Below are 14,554 nucleotides of genomic sequence, written 5' to 3' on the forward strand. Positions count from 1 at the left end.
GCGCCGCCCCCCCCGGGCCCGGCGCAACCGGATATCCGTAAGCTGAGGTCCCCCGGCCGGTCAGGATCATGCTAGGAGCGGTCCGTGCGAGACATCGCCGTGTTCAGCGGTAGTGCCCATCCCGAGCTGGCCGAGGAGGTCTGCGCACACCTGGGCGTCCCCCTGAGCCCCACCCGGGTCAGCCGGTTCGCCAACGACTGTCTGGAGGTGCAACTCCAGGCCAACTGCCGCGAGCGGGACGTCTTCCTGGTCCAGCCGCTGGTCAAGCCGGTCCAGGAACATCTTGTCGAACTGCTGCTGATGTGTGACGCGGCCCGCGGGGCGTCGGCCGGCCGCATCACCGTGGTCATGCCCCACTACTCCTACGCCCGCTCCGACAAGAAGGACGCGCCCCGCATCTCGCTGGGCGGGCGTCTGGCGGCGGACCTGCTGGTGGCGGCGGGCGCGAGCCGGGTCCTGGCCATGACCCTGCACTCGCCGCAGGTGCACGGGTTCTTCTCGGTGCCGGTCGACCACCTGCACGCGCTGCGCGAACTGGCCGCGCACTTCCGGCAGTACGACCTTTCCCGCACCACGGTCGTCTCACCTGACCTGGGCAACGCCAAGGAGGCGGCGGCGTTCGCCCGGATGCTCGACGCCCGGGTCGCGGCCGGTGCCAAGCAGCGGTACGCCGACGACCGGGTCAGTATCAGCGCCGTGATCGGGGACGTCGCCGGCCGGGACGTCATCGTGCTCGACGACGAGATCGCCAAGGGCAGCACCGTGCTGGAGCTTCTCGACCGGCTGCGGGAGGCGGGGCCGCGCACGATCCGGATCGCCTGCACGCACGGGCTGTTCGCGGCCGGTGCGCTGGGGCGGCTCAGCGAGCAGCCGGACGTGCTGGAGATCGTGTGCACCAACACCGTGCCGGTGCCGGCCGACGACCACACGGAGAAACTGCGGATCCTCTCCATCGCGCCCGCGCTCGCCGAGGCCGTGCGCCGCATCCACAACGGCGAGTCGGTCAGCGCCCTGTTCGACGCCCCGCCGGCCGGCTGACGCCGAGCACCTCCTCCAGGGTCGCCCGCGGCGGCATCAGTCGCGCCAGGCCGGTGATCCGCAGCATGCGCAGGGTCAGCGGGTGGGCGCACACCAGGTGCACCTGCCCGCCCCGGTCGAGCACCTGGCTACGGGCCCGGTACAGCAGCCGCAGTCCGGAGCAGTCGAAAAACTCGATCCCGCTGAGGTCGAGCACGACGAGGGCGTCGGGGCGTTCCGTCTCGCGGTCCAGACGCGGGGCGATCTCCTCGGCCGACGCGATGTCGATCTCGCCCCGGAACTCCAGCACCGTGTGCCCCCGGTCGCGGCGCACACGCAGATGCCGGGTGGGCGACGGGGACTGCTGCCGCACGACGACCTTGCCTCCAGCCTGTTCCGGGGGCTCGAACTACCCACGTTCTACTGCCTGCTCCGCTCAAGAAGTTACCCCGATCGAGCGAGTTTGAGCATGTTCGATTGACATATGTCATCGAAATCTCACACCCGGTCGGTCAGTCGACCACGAGGACCAGCTTGCCCGTGGTGCGGCCGGTCTCGCCGAGCGCGTGTGCCTCCGCCGCCTCCGCCAGCGGGAACGTCCGCGCGATCGTGGCCCGCAGCTCCCCCGACTCGACCAGGCGGGCGATCTCCCGCATGTCGGCCCGGTCGGCGTCCACGAGCATCCGCACCGCACGCACGCCCAGCCGCTCCGCCTCCTCGTAGAACTCGTCCGACCCGACCGGCAGGATGGAGACCACCACCCCGCCCGGGCGCAGTACGCGCAGCGACCGCAGGGACGTGTCTCCGCCGATCGTGTCCAGGACGACGTCGACGTCCTTCACGGCCTCGGCGAAGTCGGTCTCCCGGTAGTCCACCGTCTCGTCCGTCCCGAGGGAGCGCAGGAAATCGTGCTTGCCCGCGCTGGCGGTGCCGATCACGTGGGCGCCGAGGGCCTTGGCGATCTGCACCGCCACGTGGCCGACGCCGCCGGCCGCCGCGTGGATCAGCACCCGCTGTCCCGGCTGTACGTCCGCCCGTTCCACCAGCGCCTGCCACGCCGTCAGCGAGACCAGGGGGAGCGCGCCCGCCTGGACGTGGTCGATCCCGGCCGGCTTGTGCGTGAAGGCGCGCGCGGGCGCGGTGACGTACTCCGCGTGGGAGCCGTGGCCGAACGGGTAGGACAGCATCCCGAAGACCTCGTCGCCGGGCCGGAAGGCGGCGACGCCGATTCCCACCGCCTCCACGACGCCCGAGACGTCCCAGCCCAGCACGAAGGGCGGTTCACCGAGGAAGCCGCCGTTCGCCCGGTGCTTCCAGTCGGTGGGGTTCACTCCGGCGGCACGCACCCGTACCAGTACCTCGTTCGGGCGTGGCTCGGGGCGCTCGGACCGTACTTCCCTCAGGACCTCGGGACCGCCGAGGACGTCCTGGCTGATGGCTCGCATGGTGTTCACGTCGCTCATGGTCGCCCAGCTTGCCTCGCTCCGCCACGTCGGGGAAACAGTGCGTTCATCCGCGGAGCGTGACGGAATCCTCACTTCCGCAGGACCGTGGGATGGATCTTTGCGCTTCCCGACCGGCAAGCTCCCTGACGGCTCTGCGAGTTGACGCGATCGCGACGGGTCGACTCACGGTCACCCGCCCGCAGCGCCGAACAGCGCAAGCACGACACCCTGCACTGCCTGGAACACGACGGGGACGCCTGGGTGGCCACGGCCGACGGCGCGTCCGGCGTGCCGTACCCGGTGCCGCCGTCCTTCCTCTGGAACGGCTCCCACCTGCTGTTCTCCACCCCCGCCGCCAGTCCCACCGGCCGGAACCCGGCGGCGAGCGGGCGGGCGCGCGTCGGCATCGGGCCGACCCGTGACGTGGTGCTGGTCGAGGGCGTCGTCGAGACCGTGGAGCCGTCGAACTGCCCGAACAAGACGCCGAGTTGTTCGCCGTCAAGACCGGCTTCGACCCGCGCGCGCTCGCCACGCCGTACCTGTACTTCCGTATCCACCCGCAGCGGATCCAGGCATGGCGCGAGGCCAACGAGATCGAGGGGCGCGAACTGATGCGCGACGGCCAATGGCTGCCGGCCGACTGAATCGGCCGGGCCGGGATATCCGCAAGGTACGGGGCGCGGGGCACGAACGCCCCACGCCCGTAATCCTTCGGAGGAGACATGGCACTGGTCAACGCGGGCGTCGTGGTGCTCGACTGCGCCGAGCCCGAGAAGCTCGCCGAGTTCTACAAGGGGCTGCTGGGAGCCGAGGAGACCGACGCGACCGCCAACCGGATCGAGATCAGGTCGGCCGACGGCTTCCGTATGGCGTTCCGGCGGGACGTCAACGCCACCCCGCCGAGCTGGCCCCGCCCCGAGAACTCCCTCCAGGCCCATCTGGACTTCTGGGTGGACGACCTGGACGAGGCGGAACGCGGTGTCGTCGCACTCGGTGGGCGTCCGGTGGAGGCGAAGGACGCACTCGGGGTGCACGAGGAGCGCGGCTACTCGGACCCGGCGGGTCACTCCTTCACCCTGCGCCGCACCGCGCAGACGGCACCCAAGCAGGGCTAGCGACCGCCTGCCGGGTGCCGTCGGTGACGGGGGAGGGGGGCGGGGCCCCGTACGGTCAGTCGCGTCCGCCCTTCCCGCCGGCCGGCCAGACACCGGTCGAGCGTTCGATGGCCTTGGCCCCCGTCCGGTCCACGGCGCTGCGCACCGCGGCGAAGATGGCGCCCTGGATCGCGGCGGCGAGCAGGATCTCCCCCCAGGCGCGGTCCGGGTCCAGCGCGTCGGGCGCGTCGTCCTCGTGCCGGATCACCTTCCACGTCTTCTGGAACGCCAGCCCGGCCAGCGTGCCGCCCACCCAGCCCAGCGCGAAGCCGACGGGCTTGTAGGCGAGGGGGAGCTTCTGCTTCTTCTTCTTGGCCACGTGGATCTCCTTGTGCTCGGTGAGTTGATGGTGGCGGGATCGGTCGTACGGTCAGGGCCTGCCCCGCACCGGAACCGTCTCGTCGGCCGGGACCGGCCCCGGCGGTGTGCCGTCGCCGAACGGCCGGCCGCCCAGTTGCTGCCGGTGATGGGGCGTGAGCCAGCCGGACAGGTCCGGGCCCAGGGGCACGACAGCGGTCGGGTTGATGCCGGTGTGCACCTGGTAGTAGTGGCGTTTGATGTGGTCGAAGTCGACGGTGTCGCCGAAGCCGGGCGTCTGGAACAGATCACGGACGTACCCCCACAGCACCGGGTTCTCCGTCAGCTTCCAGCGGTTGCACTTGAAGTGGCCGTGGTAGACGGCGTCGAAGCGGACCAGGGTCGTGAAGAGCCGGATGTCCGCCTCGGTGATCGTGTCGCCGACCAGATAGCGTTGCCGCTCCAGCCGGGGCGTCAGCTGCTCCAGGCGCCGGAACACGCCCGCGCACGCGGCCTCGTACTCCTCCTGGCCCGTCGCGAAGCCCGCCCGGTACACACCGTTGTTGACGTCCTCGTAGACGCCCGCCATCACCTCGTCGATCTCGTCGCGCAGGGCGACGGGGTACAGGTCGGGCGCGCCCGGCCGGTGCAGGGACGTCCACTCGGTCGCGAGGTCCAGGGTGATCTGCTGGTAGTCGTTGGTTACCAGCTTCCCGCTGGGTACGTCCACGACCGCCGGCACGCTCACCCCGCCCGGGTAGCCCGTCTCGCGCCGGTCGTAGGCCTCGCTGAGGTAGCGGATGCCGAGGACCGGGTCGCGGTCGTCCGGGTCCAGGGTGAACCGCCAGCTGCGGTCGTCCTGGATGGGGTCGGTGATCGCGAGGGACAGGGCATCCTCCAGACCGAGCAGCCGCCGCGAGACAAGGGCGCGGCTCGCCCACGGACAGGCACGGCTCACCACCAGCCGGTACCGGCCGGACGCCACCGGCCACCCGTCCCGGCCGTCCGCGGTGATCCGGTCCGCGAAGTGGCTCTTGGACCGCTTGAACGCCTTCCTGCCGTAGCCGCTGTTGCCGGGCGTCCCGTCGTCACCGCTCATGGGTCTGCCTTCCAGTCGTTCGTGTGCCCTGGTGGACGCGTTCCCCGTTTTCGGCCGTCGGCACTGATGGGCCACCCGCAAGGGGGTGTGAGCCGTGTCGGACGGGGGCATTCGGCCCCTCGTGTATGGGACAGCCTCGGAAGAGAAGCAGGACCGGAAGACCGACAACGACGCCGACCGCGGCCCCGACCGTGCGGCCGACGAGAAGGCCGACCGCAGGACGCGCGTCACCGTGCTGGTGGCCCTGGCGGCCAACCTGGTGATCGCCGTCGCCAAGGCGGTGGGCGGCTTCATCGCGGGATCGCCCGCGCTGCTGTCGGAGGCGGCGCACTCGGTGGCGGACAGCATGAACGAGGTCTTCCTCCTCGCCGCCCTGCGCCGCAGCCGCCGCCCCGCCGACCGGCGCCACCCCTTCGGCTACGGCAAGGAACGATTCTTCTGGTCGCTCCTGGCGGCCGTCGGCATCTTCGTCATGGGCGGCTGCTTCTCCTTCTTCCAGGGCATCGAGGCCCTGCGCACGGGCGGCCAGGAGGAGCTGAGCGGCTACGTGGCCGGACTGATCGTGCTCGGTGTCGCCCTGCTCGCCGAGGGCGGCTCCCTGCTGCGTGCCCTGCACCAGGTGCGGGGTCAGGGCGGAATCGCCACCGGGCTGCGTGACCCGGCCCTGCGCACGGTCGTCGCCGAGGACGGCACCGCGGTGCTCGGCGTGACCCTGGCCATGACCGGCATGGTCCTGCACATGGCGACCGGGCAAGTGGTGTGGGAGGCCTGCGCCTCGCTCGCGATCGGCGCGCTGCTCGTGTTCGTGGCCTACCGGCTGGGTCGCGAGGCCCGCGACCAGCTGATCGGTGAGGCCGCCGACCCGGAGGCCAGCGGCCGGATCCGGTCGCTGCTGCGGGCGCAGCCGGAGATCGACAGTGTCGAGGCGCTGTTCACCATGAAGACGGGCCTCGACTCCACCCTGGTGGCCGCTCGCATCGACCTGGTCCCGGGCCTCGACAGCGAGCGGGTGGAGGAGGTCGCCGTACGCATCAAGAGGTCGATCGCGCGCACCGTCCCCGAGGCGAGGCAGATCTTCCTCGACGTCACCGACCGGCCCGCGCAGGAGGCAGCCGAAAGCCCCGCCGCGACGGGGGAACGCGGCGGGGCCTGAACGACGTGTTCCCGGCCGGCGTCGGTCCATGCACCCGGATCCGGGAAACTTCCTTGCGCCGGGTTCAGCTCCCGTCGGCCGCTTCCAGGACGAAGACCGGAATCTCCCGGTCCGTCTTCTTCTGGTAGTCGGCGTACGGCGGATACGCCGCGACGGCACGCTCCCACCACTCGGCCTTCTCCGCGCCGGAGACCTCACGGGCCGTCATGTCCCGCTTCACCGGGCCGTCCTGGAGTTCCACATGGGGATCGGCCTTCACGTTGTGGTACCAGACCGGGTGCTTGGGCGCTCCGCCCAGGGAGGCGACCACGGCGTAACGGCCCTCGTGCTCGACGCGCATCAGCGGGGTCTTGCGGAGTTTGCCGCTCCGCGCGCCCTGCGTGGTCAGCACGATGACGGGCATTCCCGTATCCATCAGGGTCGTGCCCTTCGTGCCGCCCGAGCTCTCGTAGAGCTCCACCTGTTCGCGCACCCACTGCGTCGGGCTGGGTTCGTACTCGCCCTCAAGAGGCATGGCTTCCGTCCCATCATCGTGTCGTACGGCCGGCCGGCACCGTGGTGCACCACCGACCCGTGCAGGATCCATCCGTACCCCGTCCTGCCCGCCGATCTCCAACAGCCGCGCGAATACGCGCCCGGATCGGGCGGATCCCGCCAGTCTGCTCCCGCCACCGATCTGGCCGAACTTGACGTCGCCGTATAGGTGCCTGGGGCATCTAATGAAGATCGGCACGACGCACTCTTCGTCTGCGAGGTCTTTCATGACGGACACGCACACACCGCCGGACACGCACACAGCGCCGGACACGCACACAGCGCCGGACACGGCCACGCCGGGCGGGGGCGCGAGGGAACCCGTCGCCTTCCCGCGGGACCGGACCTGTCCCTCCCGCCCTCCCGCCGCCTACGACCCGCTGCGCGCCACCCGCCCGCTGGCCCGGGTCACCCTCTTCGACGGCCGTCCGGCCTGGCTGGTGACCGGACACGCCGCCGCCCGCAGGCTGCTGGCCGACCAGCGGCTGTCCACCGACCGCACCCGCGACGGCTTCCCCGCCACCTCGGCGCGCCTCGCCGCCGTACGCGACCGCAGGACCGCTCTGCTCGGTGTCGACGACCCGGAACACCGCACCCAGCGCAGGATGGTCCTCCCCGAGTTCACCCTCAAGCGCGCCACCGCCCTGCGCCCGCGGATCCAGCGGATCGTGGACGAACGGCTCGACGCGATGACCGCGCAGGGCCCGCCCGCCGAACTGGTGACGGACTTCGCGCTGCCCGTCCCCTCGATGGTGATCTGCGCGCTGCTCGGCGTCCCCTACGCCGACCACGACTTCTTCGAGGAGCAGTCCCGTCGGCTGCTGCGCGGGCCCCGGCCCGCAGACACCCAGGACGCCCGAGACCGACTGGGGGTGTATCTGGGCGAGTTGATCGACCGCAAGAGCAGGACGCCCGGCGAGGGGCTGCTGGACGACCTGGTGCGGCATCAGCTGAGCGAGGGCGCCGTCGACCGCGAGCAGTTGGTCGCGCTGGCGGTCATCCTGTTGGTCGCGGGCCACGAGACGACCGCCAACATGATCTCGCTCGGCACCTACACCCTGCTGGGCAACCCCCGCCGCCTGGCCGAGCTGCGCGAGGACCCTGCCCTGCTGCCCGGCGCGGTCGAGGAACTGATGCGCGTCCTGTCCATCGCGGACGGGCTCCTGCGGCTGGCCACCGAGGACATCGAGGTGGACGGGCAGACCATCCGGGCCGGCGACGGAGTCGTCTTCTCGACCTCCGTCATCAACCGCGACGAGACCGTCTACCCCGACCCGGACGCCCTCGACTGGCACCGCCCGGCCCGCCACCACGTCGCCTTCGGGTTCGGCATCCACCAGTGCCTCGGCCAGAACCTGGCCCGCGCGGAGCTGGAGATCGCCCTGCACACGCTCTTCGAGAGGCTTCCCTCGCTGCGCCTGGCCGCCCCCGCGGAGGAGATCCCCTTCAAACCCGGGGACACGATCCAGGGGATGCTGGAACTCCCCGTGGCCTGGTAGGAGGCTCCCGGTATGCACATCGGCATCGACAAGGACACCTGCATCGGCGCGGGCCAGTGCGCGCTGACCGCACCCGACGTGTTCACCCAGGACGACGACGGCCACAGCACGGTCCTGCCGGGCCGGGAGGACGGCGGCGGCAGCGCACTGGTACGCGAGGCGGCCCGGGCCTGCCCCGTCGGAGCCGTCACCGTGTCGCAGACGGTGGACTGACACCGCCGGCGTCCGCCGCCGGGGTGTCCGCCCTCGCGGCTCCCAGCAGTACCCGCGCCGCCTCACGTGCCGCCCGGGCCGGTTCCGTGCCGCCCGTGACGCCCGCCGTCACCATGGCGCCCTCGGCCAGCAGGAACAGCTGCCCGCCCATCGCGGCGGGCAGTCCCGCGCCGGCCGCCAGGCCGTCGAGGAACTCCCGGAAAGCTCCCTTGTGCGCCCGCACCCGGTCCGCCACCGGGGCAGAGGTGGCACCCAGCTCGCCGTACGCGTTGATCCACGCGCAGCCGCGGAAGTCCGGTTCGGCGAACCACTGTCCGAGCCAGTCGAAGACGGCCAGGATCCGGGCGCCGGGTTGCTCGTACCGGTCGACGTGTTCCGCAAGCCGTTCCCGCCAGCGCACGTCGCGCCGCTCCAGGTAGGCCACCACGAGCTGCTCCTTGGCCGGGAACAGCTGGTACAGGCGTTTGAGCGAGACACCGGAGTCGCCGCGGACGTCGTCCATGCCGACGGCCTGGACGCCCCGCCCGTAGAAGAGCCGCTCCGCCGCGTCCAGGGCCCGTTCCCGGGCGACCTCGCTGTCCATGGAGACCTCTTCCCCGACGTGTGCCTCGATCGTCCCTTGACCAGAGAACGAGCGTTCTCATACGGTAGCAGCCAGCGCACAGAGAACGATCGTTCTCCCTTCTCCGCACGGAGGTTCGGCCATGACCACCGACCGCCCGCCCCTGCCGCCCTTCACCCGGGAAACCGCCGCCCGCAAGGTACGGGCCGCCGAGGACGCATGGAACACCCGCGGCCCGCACAGGGTCGCGCTCGCCTACTCCGATGACTCGGTCTGGCGCAACCGCGACACTTTTCTCACCGGACGTGCCGCCATCGTCGATTTCCTGACCGCCAAGTGGGCGCGCGAACTCGGGTACGCGCTGCGCAAGGACCTCTGGGCCTTCGACGGCAACCGCATCGCCGTCCGCTTCCGGTACGAGTCCCGCGACGCCGACGGCCAGTGGTGGCGCTCCCACGGCAACGAACTCTGGGAGTTCGACGAGCACGGCCTGATGACCCGGCGGGAGGCGAGCATCAATGACGTGGCCATCACGGAGTCGGACCGCCGCATCCACGGCCCGCGGCCCGTTCAGTAGGGTTTCCGGGTGAGCGAACAGGCCCGGAACGCCGAGGAATCCGAGAAGCAGGCGAAGCCCTTTCTCTATGTCGTCGTCTGCGCCGCGGGCGTGGCCTTTGGCGTCAGCAAGCTGATCACCGCCGCGCAGGAGCGCGACTGGGAGGTCGGCGTCTTCGCGACCCCGGTCGCCATGGACGGCTTCTTCGACACCGCCGCCGTCGAGGCGCAGACCGGCCGCCCCATCCGCTCGGCCTGGCGCCGCCCCGGCGATCCGCGGCCCTTCCCGGCGCCGGACGCCGTCGTGGTAGCGCCGGCCACCTTCAACACGGTCAACAAATGGGCCGCCGGCCTGGCCGACACCCTCGCCGTCGCCACCCTGTGCGAGGCCTGCGGCCTGGGCGTCCCCGTCGCCGTCCTGCCGTGCGTGGCCGACGCGCTGGCCTCCCACCCCGCGTACCGGGAGAGCCTGACCCGGCTGCGCGGGATGGGCGTACGCTTCGGCGACCCGTACGCCGGTGCGACGGGTCAGGACGGCGGTCGACCGGAGTTCGCCTGGGAGCGGGCGCTCGACCTGCTCGAACAGCGCTGACCCGCCCCGGCTTCGAGCCCGCGCGAAGACGTACGCTCGCCCCTGGTACTGATGATCCCGAAGACAGGAGCAGCAACGATGCAGTACGTGAAGCTCGGTTCGACGGGCCTGGACGTGTCGCGGATCTGCCTGGGCTGCATGACCTACGGCGATCCCGGCCGCGGCACGCACGAGTGGACCCTCGACGAGGAGGCCTCGCGTCCGCTGATCCGGCAGGCTCTGGAAGCCGGCATCACCTTCTTCGACACGGCCAACGTCTACTCCGACGGCACCAGCGAGGAGATCGTCGGCAAGGCGCTGCGCGACTTCGCCCGCCGCGACGACATCGTGCTCGCGACAAAGGTGAACGGCCGGATGCGGCCCGGGCCCAACGGCGCCGGACTGTCCCGCAAGGCGGTCATGACCGAGATCGACCACAGCCTGAAGCGCCTGGGCACCGACTACGTCGACCTCTACCAGATCCACCGCTTCGACCCGCACACGCCGGTCGAGGAGACGATGGAGGCCCTGCACGACCTGGTGAAGGCGGGCAAGGTCCGCTACATCGGCGCCAGTTCGATGTACGCCTGGCAGTTCTCCAAGGCCCAGTACACCGCCGAGCGCCACGGCTGGACGAAGTTCGTGTCCATGCAGAACCACTACAACCTCGTCTACCGCGAGGAGGAGCGCGAGATGCTGCCCCTCTGCGCGGACCAGGGCGTCGGCGTGCTGCCCTGGAGCCCGCTCGCCCGCGGCCGGCTCACCCGGGACTGGGACACCGCCACCGGGCGCAGCACCACCGACGACTTCGGCAGCACGCTCTACCAGGAGGGCGACCGTGCCGTGGTCGAGGCGGTCACACGCATCGCCGGTGACCGCGGCGTGCCGCGCGCCCAGGTGGCTCTCGCGTGGCTGCTGCACCAGGACACGGTGACCGCGCCGATCATCGGCGCGTCGAAGCCGGGGCACCTTGAGGACGCCGTGGCGGCGGTCGAACTGACGCTCAGTGAGAAGGAGATCGAGGAGCTGGAGCGGCCCTACGCGCCGCACCCGATCGCCGGTCACTGATACCCGGCCCGACGTGTCAGGGGCCCGCCCCGGGCTCCAGGGCGGTGACGGACACCGACGACTCGTCCCCGCCCACCGGGACCTCGCCGGCCTTCCACTCGACCTTGATCGGGTCCCGCTCGTCCGGCGGGGTGACGAGCAGCGCCGCCGGGGTGGCGGTGCGGGCGCCGCTGATCTGCGGGCTGGAGAACGACAGCCCGGCCCACGCGCTCTTCCCCGCGGTCAGCGTGACCGTCCGGGGGGAAGAGGGCGCGCGCTCGGGGTCCGGGCCCAGCTGCTTGCCGGACGCGTCGACGAAGGCGGCGCCGGGATACCCGTACAGGGCGCAGGTGCGGTCGGAGGTGTTGGTCAGCACGATCGGGAAGTTCCGCTGTCCGGCGCCGGGGTCGACGCGGCCGACGGCGGCGCGCAGCTCGGAGGTGTGGCAGCGGCCGTCGGTGCGGGCGGAGGCGGAGGCCGATCCGGCGGTGTCGCTGGGCGCGGTGGTGACCGCGGGTGTGGTGGACGCACCGGTGTCCGGACCGGTGGTGCGCGGGGCCTCGGTGGGTTGTGGGGCGCTCGACGTGCTGCTCTCGCTGCCGCAGGCGCTCACCAGGGCGAGGAGCGCGACCGCGCTCGCCAGCAGGGCGGTGCGCTGTACGGGCTGGGACATGTTCGCCATCGCTTCTCCACACTCCCGTCGGTCTCGCGCACGGACCGCCGTCTGCGCGGCGGCACCGTACGCCCTGTGCCTTCGAGTGTCCCGCCGCGCGGGCCGGGAAACGACGGGCGCACTCGGAGACGTGGTGCGCTCATCCGGCGCAGTCCTCCGGCGCAGTCCTCCGGCGCAGTCCTACGGCGCAGTCCTACGGCGCGGTCCTCCGGCGTACTCCTACGGCGCGGTCCTCCGGCTCACGTCTCCGGCTCACGTCTCCGGCTCACGTCTCCGGCGGTGCGGGCGGGGGGCCCGGCGGTCCTGCCCAAGGGCCCGCCCGCGGGGGTCGGCTCACGCCTCCGGCTCACGCCTCGTCGAGCAGCCCCAGCTCCGCCCAGATCGTCTTGCCCTCGGTCGTGTGCCGGCTGCCCCAGCGCTGGGTCAGCTGGGCCACCAGCAGCAGCCCCCGGCCGCCCTCGTCCCAGGTCTTGGCCCGGCGCAGATGCGGCGCCGTGTGGCTGGTGTCGGAGACCTCGCAGATCAGCGTGGCCGTGTCGTGGATCAGCCGTAGCCGGATGGGCGGGGAGCCGTACCGGATGGCGTTGGTGACCAACTCGCTCACGACCAGTTCGGCGGTGAAGGACGCCTCCAGCAGGGCCCAGGCGGACAACTGCTCGACGACCTGCTTGCGGACGGGGGCGACCAGCGACGGGTCGGCCGGGATGTCCCACGTCGCGACCTGACCGGCCGGCAGCCCCCGGGTGCGGGCCAGCAGCAGCGCCACGTCGTCGGCGGCGCTGCCCGAGGGGAGCAGGGCGTTCAGCACCCGGTCGCAGGTCGCGTCCAGCGATTCGGCGGGGGCCGCCAGTGCCTCGCGCAGCAGCGCCTGACCGGCGTCGGCGTCCCGTTCCCGGCTCTCGACCAGCCCGTCGGTGTAGAACGACAGCACGCTGCCCTCGCGCAGCTCCAGCTCGGCGGACTCGAACGGCAGCCCGCCCACGCCCAGCGGGGGGCCCGAGGGCAGCTCGACCTGTTGGGGCGGGCCGTCCGGCGGGACGAGGACGGGCGGCGGATGCCCGGCCCGGGCCAGGGAGCAGTGCCGTGACACCGGGTCGTACACCGCGTACAGGCAGGTGGCGCCGACCTCGCCCGCGCTGTCGTCGCCGGACTCCTCGGACAGCCGGACGACCAGGTCGTCGAGGTGGGTGAGCAACTCGTCGGGCGTCAGGTCGATGTCGGCGAGGGTGCGGACGGCGGTGCGCAGCCGGCCCATGGTGGCCGAGGCCTGGATGCCGTGGCCGACGACGTCCCCGACGACCATGGCGACCCGCATCCCGGACAGCGGGATGACGTCGAACCAGTCGCCGCCGACCCCCGAACGGGCCGCCGGGAGGTAGCGGGAGGCCGCATCCACCGCGGCGGTGGGCGGCAGCCACCGCGGGAGCAGACTGCGCTGCAGGGTCAGTGTGGCCTCGCGCTCGCGTGAGTAGCGGCGGGCGTTGTCGATGCAGACGGCGGCGCGGGCGGAAACCTCCTCGGCCAGCAGCACGTCGTCGTGGGTGAACGGGTGGGGCTGCCGGAACCGGGTGAAGACCGCGACGCCGAGGGTGGTGCCGCGGGCCTGGAGCGGCACGGACATCGTGGAGTGGATGCCGTACTCCCTGACCCGCCGCAGGCGGACGGGGTCCCATGCCAGCCACCGTTCGAGGTCGCCGAAGGCATCCGCGGCGACGATCGCCTGCCCCGAGAGCAGAGATTCGGCCTGGGGCGAGCCGGCCGGGTAGGCGTCCAGCTGACCCGGTTCGGCCACCGCCTCCGGGCCGCCCGGGGCGATCGACCGGTGGGCCGTCCTGCGCAGGCCGACCGGCGGCTCGAGCACGGCGGCGGGCTCACCGCCGTGCTCGAGCGGGTCCAGCAGGTCGACGCTCACGAAGTCGGCGAGCGCGGGCACGCACACGTCCGCCAGCTCCTGCGCCGTACGGGTCACGTCGAGCGTGCTGCCGATGCGCACGCTGGCCTCGTTGACCAGCTGCAGCCGCTCCCGGGCGAGGTGCTGCTCCGTGAGGTCGTGGACGCTCACGCACACGCCGAGGACCTGGCCGCCGGCGTCGGTGAGCGGCCCGATACGGGCGTTCCACGCGTGGGCGCGGCTCTCGCCGACGGCCCTGAGATGGGCCTGCATGTCGTACCGGTGGCCGGAGGCCAGTACCCGCCGCATGTGACGTTCGAGTTCCGCGTTCTGCGGCCGGCCGCTCATGTCGGTGGCCCGCAGACCCCGGAGGCGGTCGGGCGGGAGTCCGACGAGCTGCGCCATGGCGTCGTTGACGCCGCGCAGCAGGAGCCGGTCGTCGAAGATCATCATGGCGCAGGGGGCCTGGGTGAGAGCTGCTCTGACCAGCGGGTCGTCCGCCGGGTCGGGGCCGCGCTCCAAGGGGGCGACGGCGAGCCACGTGCGAGGTGCGCCGTCCTGCGACGGTCTGCGGTGGGCGAGCACCCACACGGACACGGTGTGCCCGTCGCGGTGCCGCAGCGCCAGGGTGCCGTTCCAGTGCTCGTCACCGGGCCCGGGGGGCGCGTCGTCGCCGCCGTCGGCCAGCAGGCCGGCGGCGGGGCGCCCCACGACCTCGGCGGCGGGATGGCCCAGCAGCAGGCTGGCGCCCTCGTTCCACTCCAGCAGGGTGCCGGAGTCGTCGACGACTGCTCGGGCCGTGGCGGCATCGTCGAACGGGTTGACCGGACTCATCGTCGCCACT

General features: G+C 72.0%; 16 protein-coding genes and 1 pseudogene. 9 read left to right on the forward strand and 8 right to left on the reverse strand.

What is annotated here, in order from left to right:
* Window positions 1-84 precede the first annotated feature (84 nt).
* Window positions 85-1,038 (forward strand): ribose-phosphate diphosphokinase, encoded by a 954-nt coding sequence (locus ACIQ1J_RS08495; protein ID WP_403555270.1) that lies wholly within the window; start codon window positions 85-87, stop codon window positions 1,036-1,038.
* On the opposite strand, the gene ACIQ1J_RS08500 is transcribed toward ACIQ1J_RS08495, so the two are convergent.
* Complete coding sequence (locus tag ACIQ1J_RS08500; protein ID WP_403555272.1) at window positions 1,004-1,390, reverse strand: anti-sigma factor antagonist; 387 nt, start codon at window positions 1,388-1,390, stop codon at window positions 1,004-1,006. The genes ACIQ1J_RS08495 and ACIQ1J_RS08500 overlap by 35 nt on opposite strands.
* Window positions 1,391-1,529: 139 nt before the next feature.
* Window positions 1,530-2,480 carry an NADP-dependent oxidoreductase gene (locus ACIQ1J_RS08505; protein ID WP_403555275.1) on the reverse strand — a complete coding sequence of 317 codons (951 nt, stop codon included), beginning with the start codon at window positions 2,478-2,480 and terminating at the stop codon, window positions 1,530-1,532.
* 141 nt (window positions 2,481-2,621) lie between these two features.
* Here ACIQ1J_RS08505 and ACIQ1J_RS08510 point away from each other — a divergent pair.
* Together ACIQ1J_RS08510 and ACIQ1J_RS08515 are read left to right on the forward strand one after the other, a co-directional pair.
* Window positions 2,622-3,106: pseudogene (locus ACIQ1J_RS08510) on the forward strand (pyridoxamine 5'-phosphate oxidase family protein).
* Window positions 3,107-3,184: 78 nt separating this feature from the next.
* Window positions 3,185-3,577 carry a VOC family protein gene (locus ACIQ1J_RS08515; protein WP_403555277.1) on the forward strand — a complete coding sequence of 131 codons (393 nt, stop codon included), beginning with the start codon at window positions 3,185-3,187 and terminating at the stop codon, window positions 3,575-3,577.
* Between the two features lie 55 nt (window positions 3,578-3,632).
* Here ACIQ1J_RS08515 and ACIQ1J_RS08520 read toward each other — a convergent pair whose 3' ends face one another.
* Window positions 3,633-3,935: a DUF4235 domain-containing protein gene (locus ACIQ1J_RS08520; protein WP_403555279.1), complete on the reverse strand. Its 303-nt coding sequence runs from the start codon at window positions 3,933-3,935 to the stop codon at window positions 3,633-3,635.
* A 51-nt stretch (window positions 3,936-3,986) separates the two neighbouring features.
* A complete protein-coding gene (locus tag ACIQ1J_RS08525; protein WP_403555281.1) occupies window positions 3,987-5,012 on the reverse strand; it encodes a glutathione S-transferase family protein in 1,026 nt (341 codons plus the stop codon).
* A gap of 121 nt (window positions 5,013-5,133) precedes the next feature.
* On the opposite strand from ACIQ1J_RS08525, the gene ACIQ1J_RS08530 reads away from it, so the two are divergent.
* On the forward strand, window positions 5,134-6,165 hold the full coding sequence (locus tag ACIQ1J_RS08530; protein ID WP_374196369.1) for a cation diffusion facilitator family transporter: 1,032 nt from the start codon (window positions 5,134-5,136) through the stop codon (window positions 6,163-6,165).
* A gap of 64 nt (window positions 6,166-6,229) precedes the next feature.
* Here the strand turns inward: ACIQ1J_RS08530 and ACIQ1J_RS08535 are convergent, their stop codons facing one another.
* Window positions 6,230-6,679 (reverse strand): nitroreductase family deazaflavin-dependent oxidoreductase, encoded by a 450-nt coding sequence (locus ACIQ1J_RS08535; protein WP_403555283.1) that lies wholly within the window; start codon window positions 6,677-6,679, stop codon window positions 6,230-6,232.
* 247 nt (window positions 6,680-6,926) lie between these two features.
* Between ACIQ1J_RS08535 and ACIQ1J_RS08540 the strand changes: the two genes are divergently transcribed.
* On the forward strand, window positions 6,927-8,198 hold the full coding sequence (locus tag ACIQ1J_RS08540) for a cytochrome P450 (RefSeq protein WP_403555285.1): 1,272 nt from the start codon (window positions 6,927-6,929) through the stop codon (window positions 8,196-8,198).
* Between the two features lie 12 nt (window positions 8,199-8,210).
* Window positions 8,211-8,411, forward strand: coding sequence for a ferredoxin (locus ACIQ1J_RS08545; RefSeq protein ID WP_403555287.1), 201 nt, complete (start codon window positions 8,211-8,213; stop codon window positions 8,409-8,411).
* On the opposite strand, the gene ACIQ1J_RS08550 is transcribed toward ACIQ1J_RS08545, so the two are convergent.
* Window positions 8,386-8,994 (reverse strand): TetR/AcrR family transcriptional regulator, encoded by a 609-nt coding sequence (locus tag ACIQ1J_RS08550; protein WP_403555289.1) that lies wholly within the window; start codon window positions 8,992-8,994, stop codon window positions 8,386-8,388. The two genes, ACIQ1J_RS08545 and ACIQ1J_RS08550, sit on opposite strands and share 26 nt — an antisense overlap.
* Window positions 8,995-9,115: 121 nt before the next feature.
* On the opposite strand from ACIQ1J_RS08550, the gene ACIQ1J_RS08555 reads away from it, so the two are divergent.
* From ACIQ1J_RS08555 to ACIQ1J_RS08565, 3 genes are all read left to right on the forward strand, one after another.
* Window positions 9,116-9,550 (forward strand): nuclear transport factor 2 family protein, encoded by a 435-nt coding sequence (locus ACIQ1J_RS08555; protein ID WP_403555291.1) that lies wholly within the window; start codon window positions 9,116-9,118, stop codon window positions 9,548-9,550.
* A gap of 9 nt (window positions 9,551-9,559) precedes the next feature.
* Window positions 9,560-10,120: a flavoprotein gene (locus ACIQ1J_RS08560; RefSeq protein ID WP_403555293.1), complete on the forward strand. Its 561-nt coding sequence runs from the start codon at window positions 9,560-9,562 to the stop codon at window positions 10,118-10,120.
* Between the two features lie 78 nt (window positions 10,121-10,198).
* Entirely contained in the window at window positions 10,199-11,167 is a 969-nt protein-coding gene (locus ACIQ1J_RS08565; RefSeq protein ID WP_403555295.1) for an aldo/keto reductase, read from the forward strand.
* A gap of 16 nt (window positions 11,168-11,183) precedes the next feature.
* Here ACIQ1J_RS08565 and ACIQ1J_RS08570 read toward each other — a convergent pair whose 3' ends face one another.
* Both ACIQ1J_RS08570 and ACIQ1J_RS08575 read right to left on the reverse strand, forming a co-directional pair.
* Entirely contained in the window at window positions 11,184-11,828 is a 645-nt protein-coding gene (locus ACIQ1J_RS08570; RefSeq protein WP_403555297.1) for a DUF4232 domain-containing protein, read from the reverse strand.
* 337 nt (window positions 11,829-12,165) lie between these two features.
* Complete coding sequence (locus tag ACIQ1J_RS08575) at window positions 12,166-14,544, reverse strand: SpoIIE family protein phosphatase (protein WP_403555299.1); 2,379 nt, start codon at window positions 14,542-14,544, stop codon at window positions 12,166-12,168.
* Window positions 14,545-14,554 lie beyond the last annotated feature (10 nt).

Source organism: Streptomyces sp. NPDC097107 (genome assembly GCF_044762405.1).
In the GTDB taxonomy this organism is placed as follows: domain Bacteria; phylum Actinomycetota; class Actinomycetes; order Streptomycetales; family Streptomycetaceae; genus Streptomyces; species Streptomyces thinghirensis.

Coding starts and splice junctions, on each gene's coding strand:
- ACIQ1J_RS08570 (WP_403555297.1), bottom strand. CDS start 11,828: ATGGCGAACATGTCCCAGCCCGTACAGCGCACCGCCCTGCTGGCGAGC.
- ACIQ1J_RS08555 (WP_403555291.1), top strand. CDS start 9,116: ATGACCACCGACCGCCCGCCCCTGCCGCCCTTCACCCGGGAAACCGCC.
- ACIQ1J_RS08575 (WP_403555299.1), bottom strand. CDS start 14,544: ATGAGTCCGGTCAACCCGTTCGACGATGCCGCCACGGCCCGAGCAGTC.
- ACIQ1J_RS08535 (WP_403555283.1), bottom strand. CDS start 6,679: ATGCCTCTTGAGGGCGAGTACGAACCCAGCCCGACGCAGTGGGTGCGC.
- ACIQ1J_RS08540 (WP_403555285.1), top strand. CDS start 6,927: ATGACGGACACGCACACACCGCCGGACACGCACACAGCGCCGGACACG.
- ACIQ1J_RS08565 (WP_403555295.1), top strand. CDS start 10,199: ATGCAGTACGTGAAGCTCGGTTCGACGGGCCTGGACGTGTCGCGGATC.
- ACIQ1J_RS08550 (WP_403555289.1), bottom strand. CDS start 8,994: ATGGACAGCGAGGTCGCCCGGGAACGGGCCCTGGACGCGGCGGAGCGG.
- ACIQ1J_RS08545 (WP_403555287.1), top strand. CDS start 8,211: ATGCACATCGGCATCGACAAGGACACCTGCATCGGCGCGGGCCAGTGC.
- ACIQ1J_RS08525 (WP_403555281.1), bottom strand. CDS start 5,012: ATGAGCGGTGACGACGGGACGCCCGGCAACAGCGGCTACGGCAGGAAG.
- ACIQ1J_RS08515 (WP_403555277.1), top strand. CDS start 3,185: ATGGCACTGGTCAACGCGGGCGTCGTGGTGCTCGACTGCGCCGAGCCC.
- ACIQ1J_RS08505 (WP_403555275.1), bottom strand. CDS start 2,480: ATGAGCGACGTGAACACCATGCGAGCCATCAGCCAGGACGTCCTCGGC.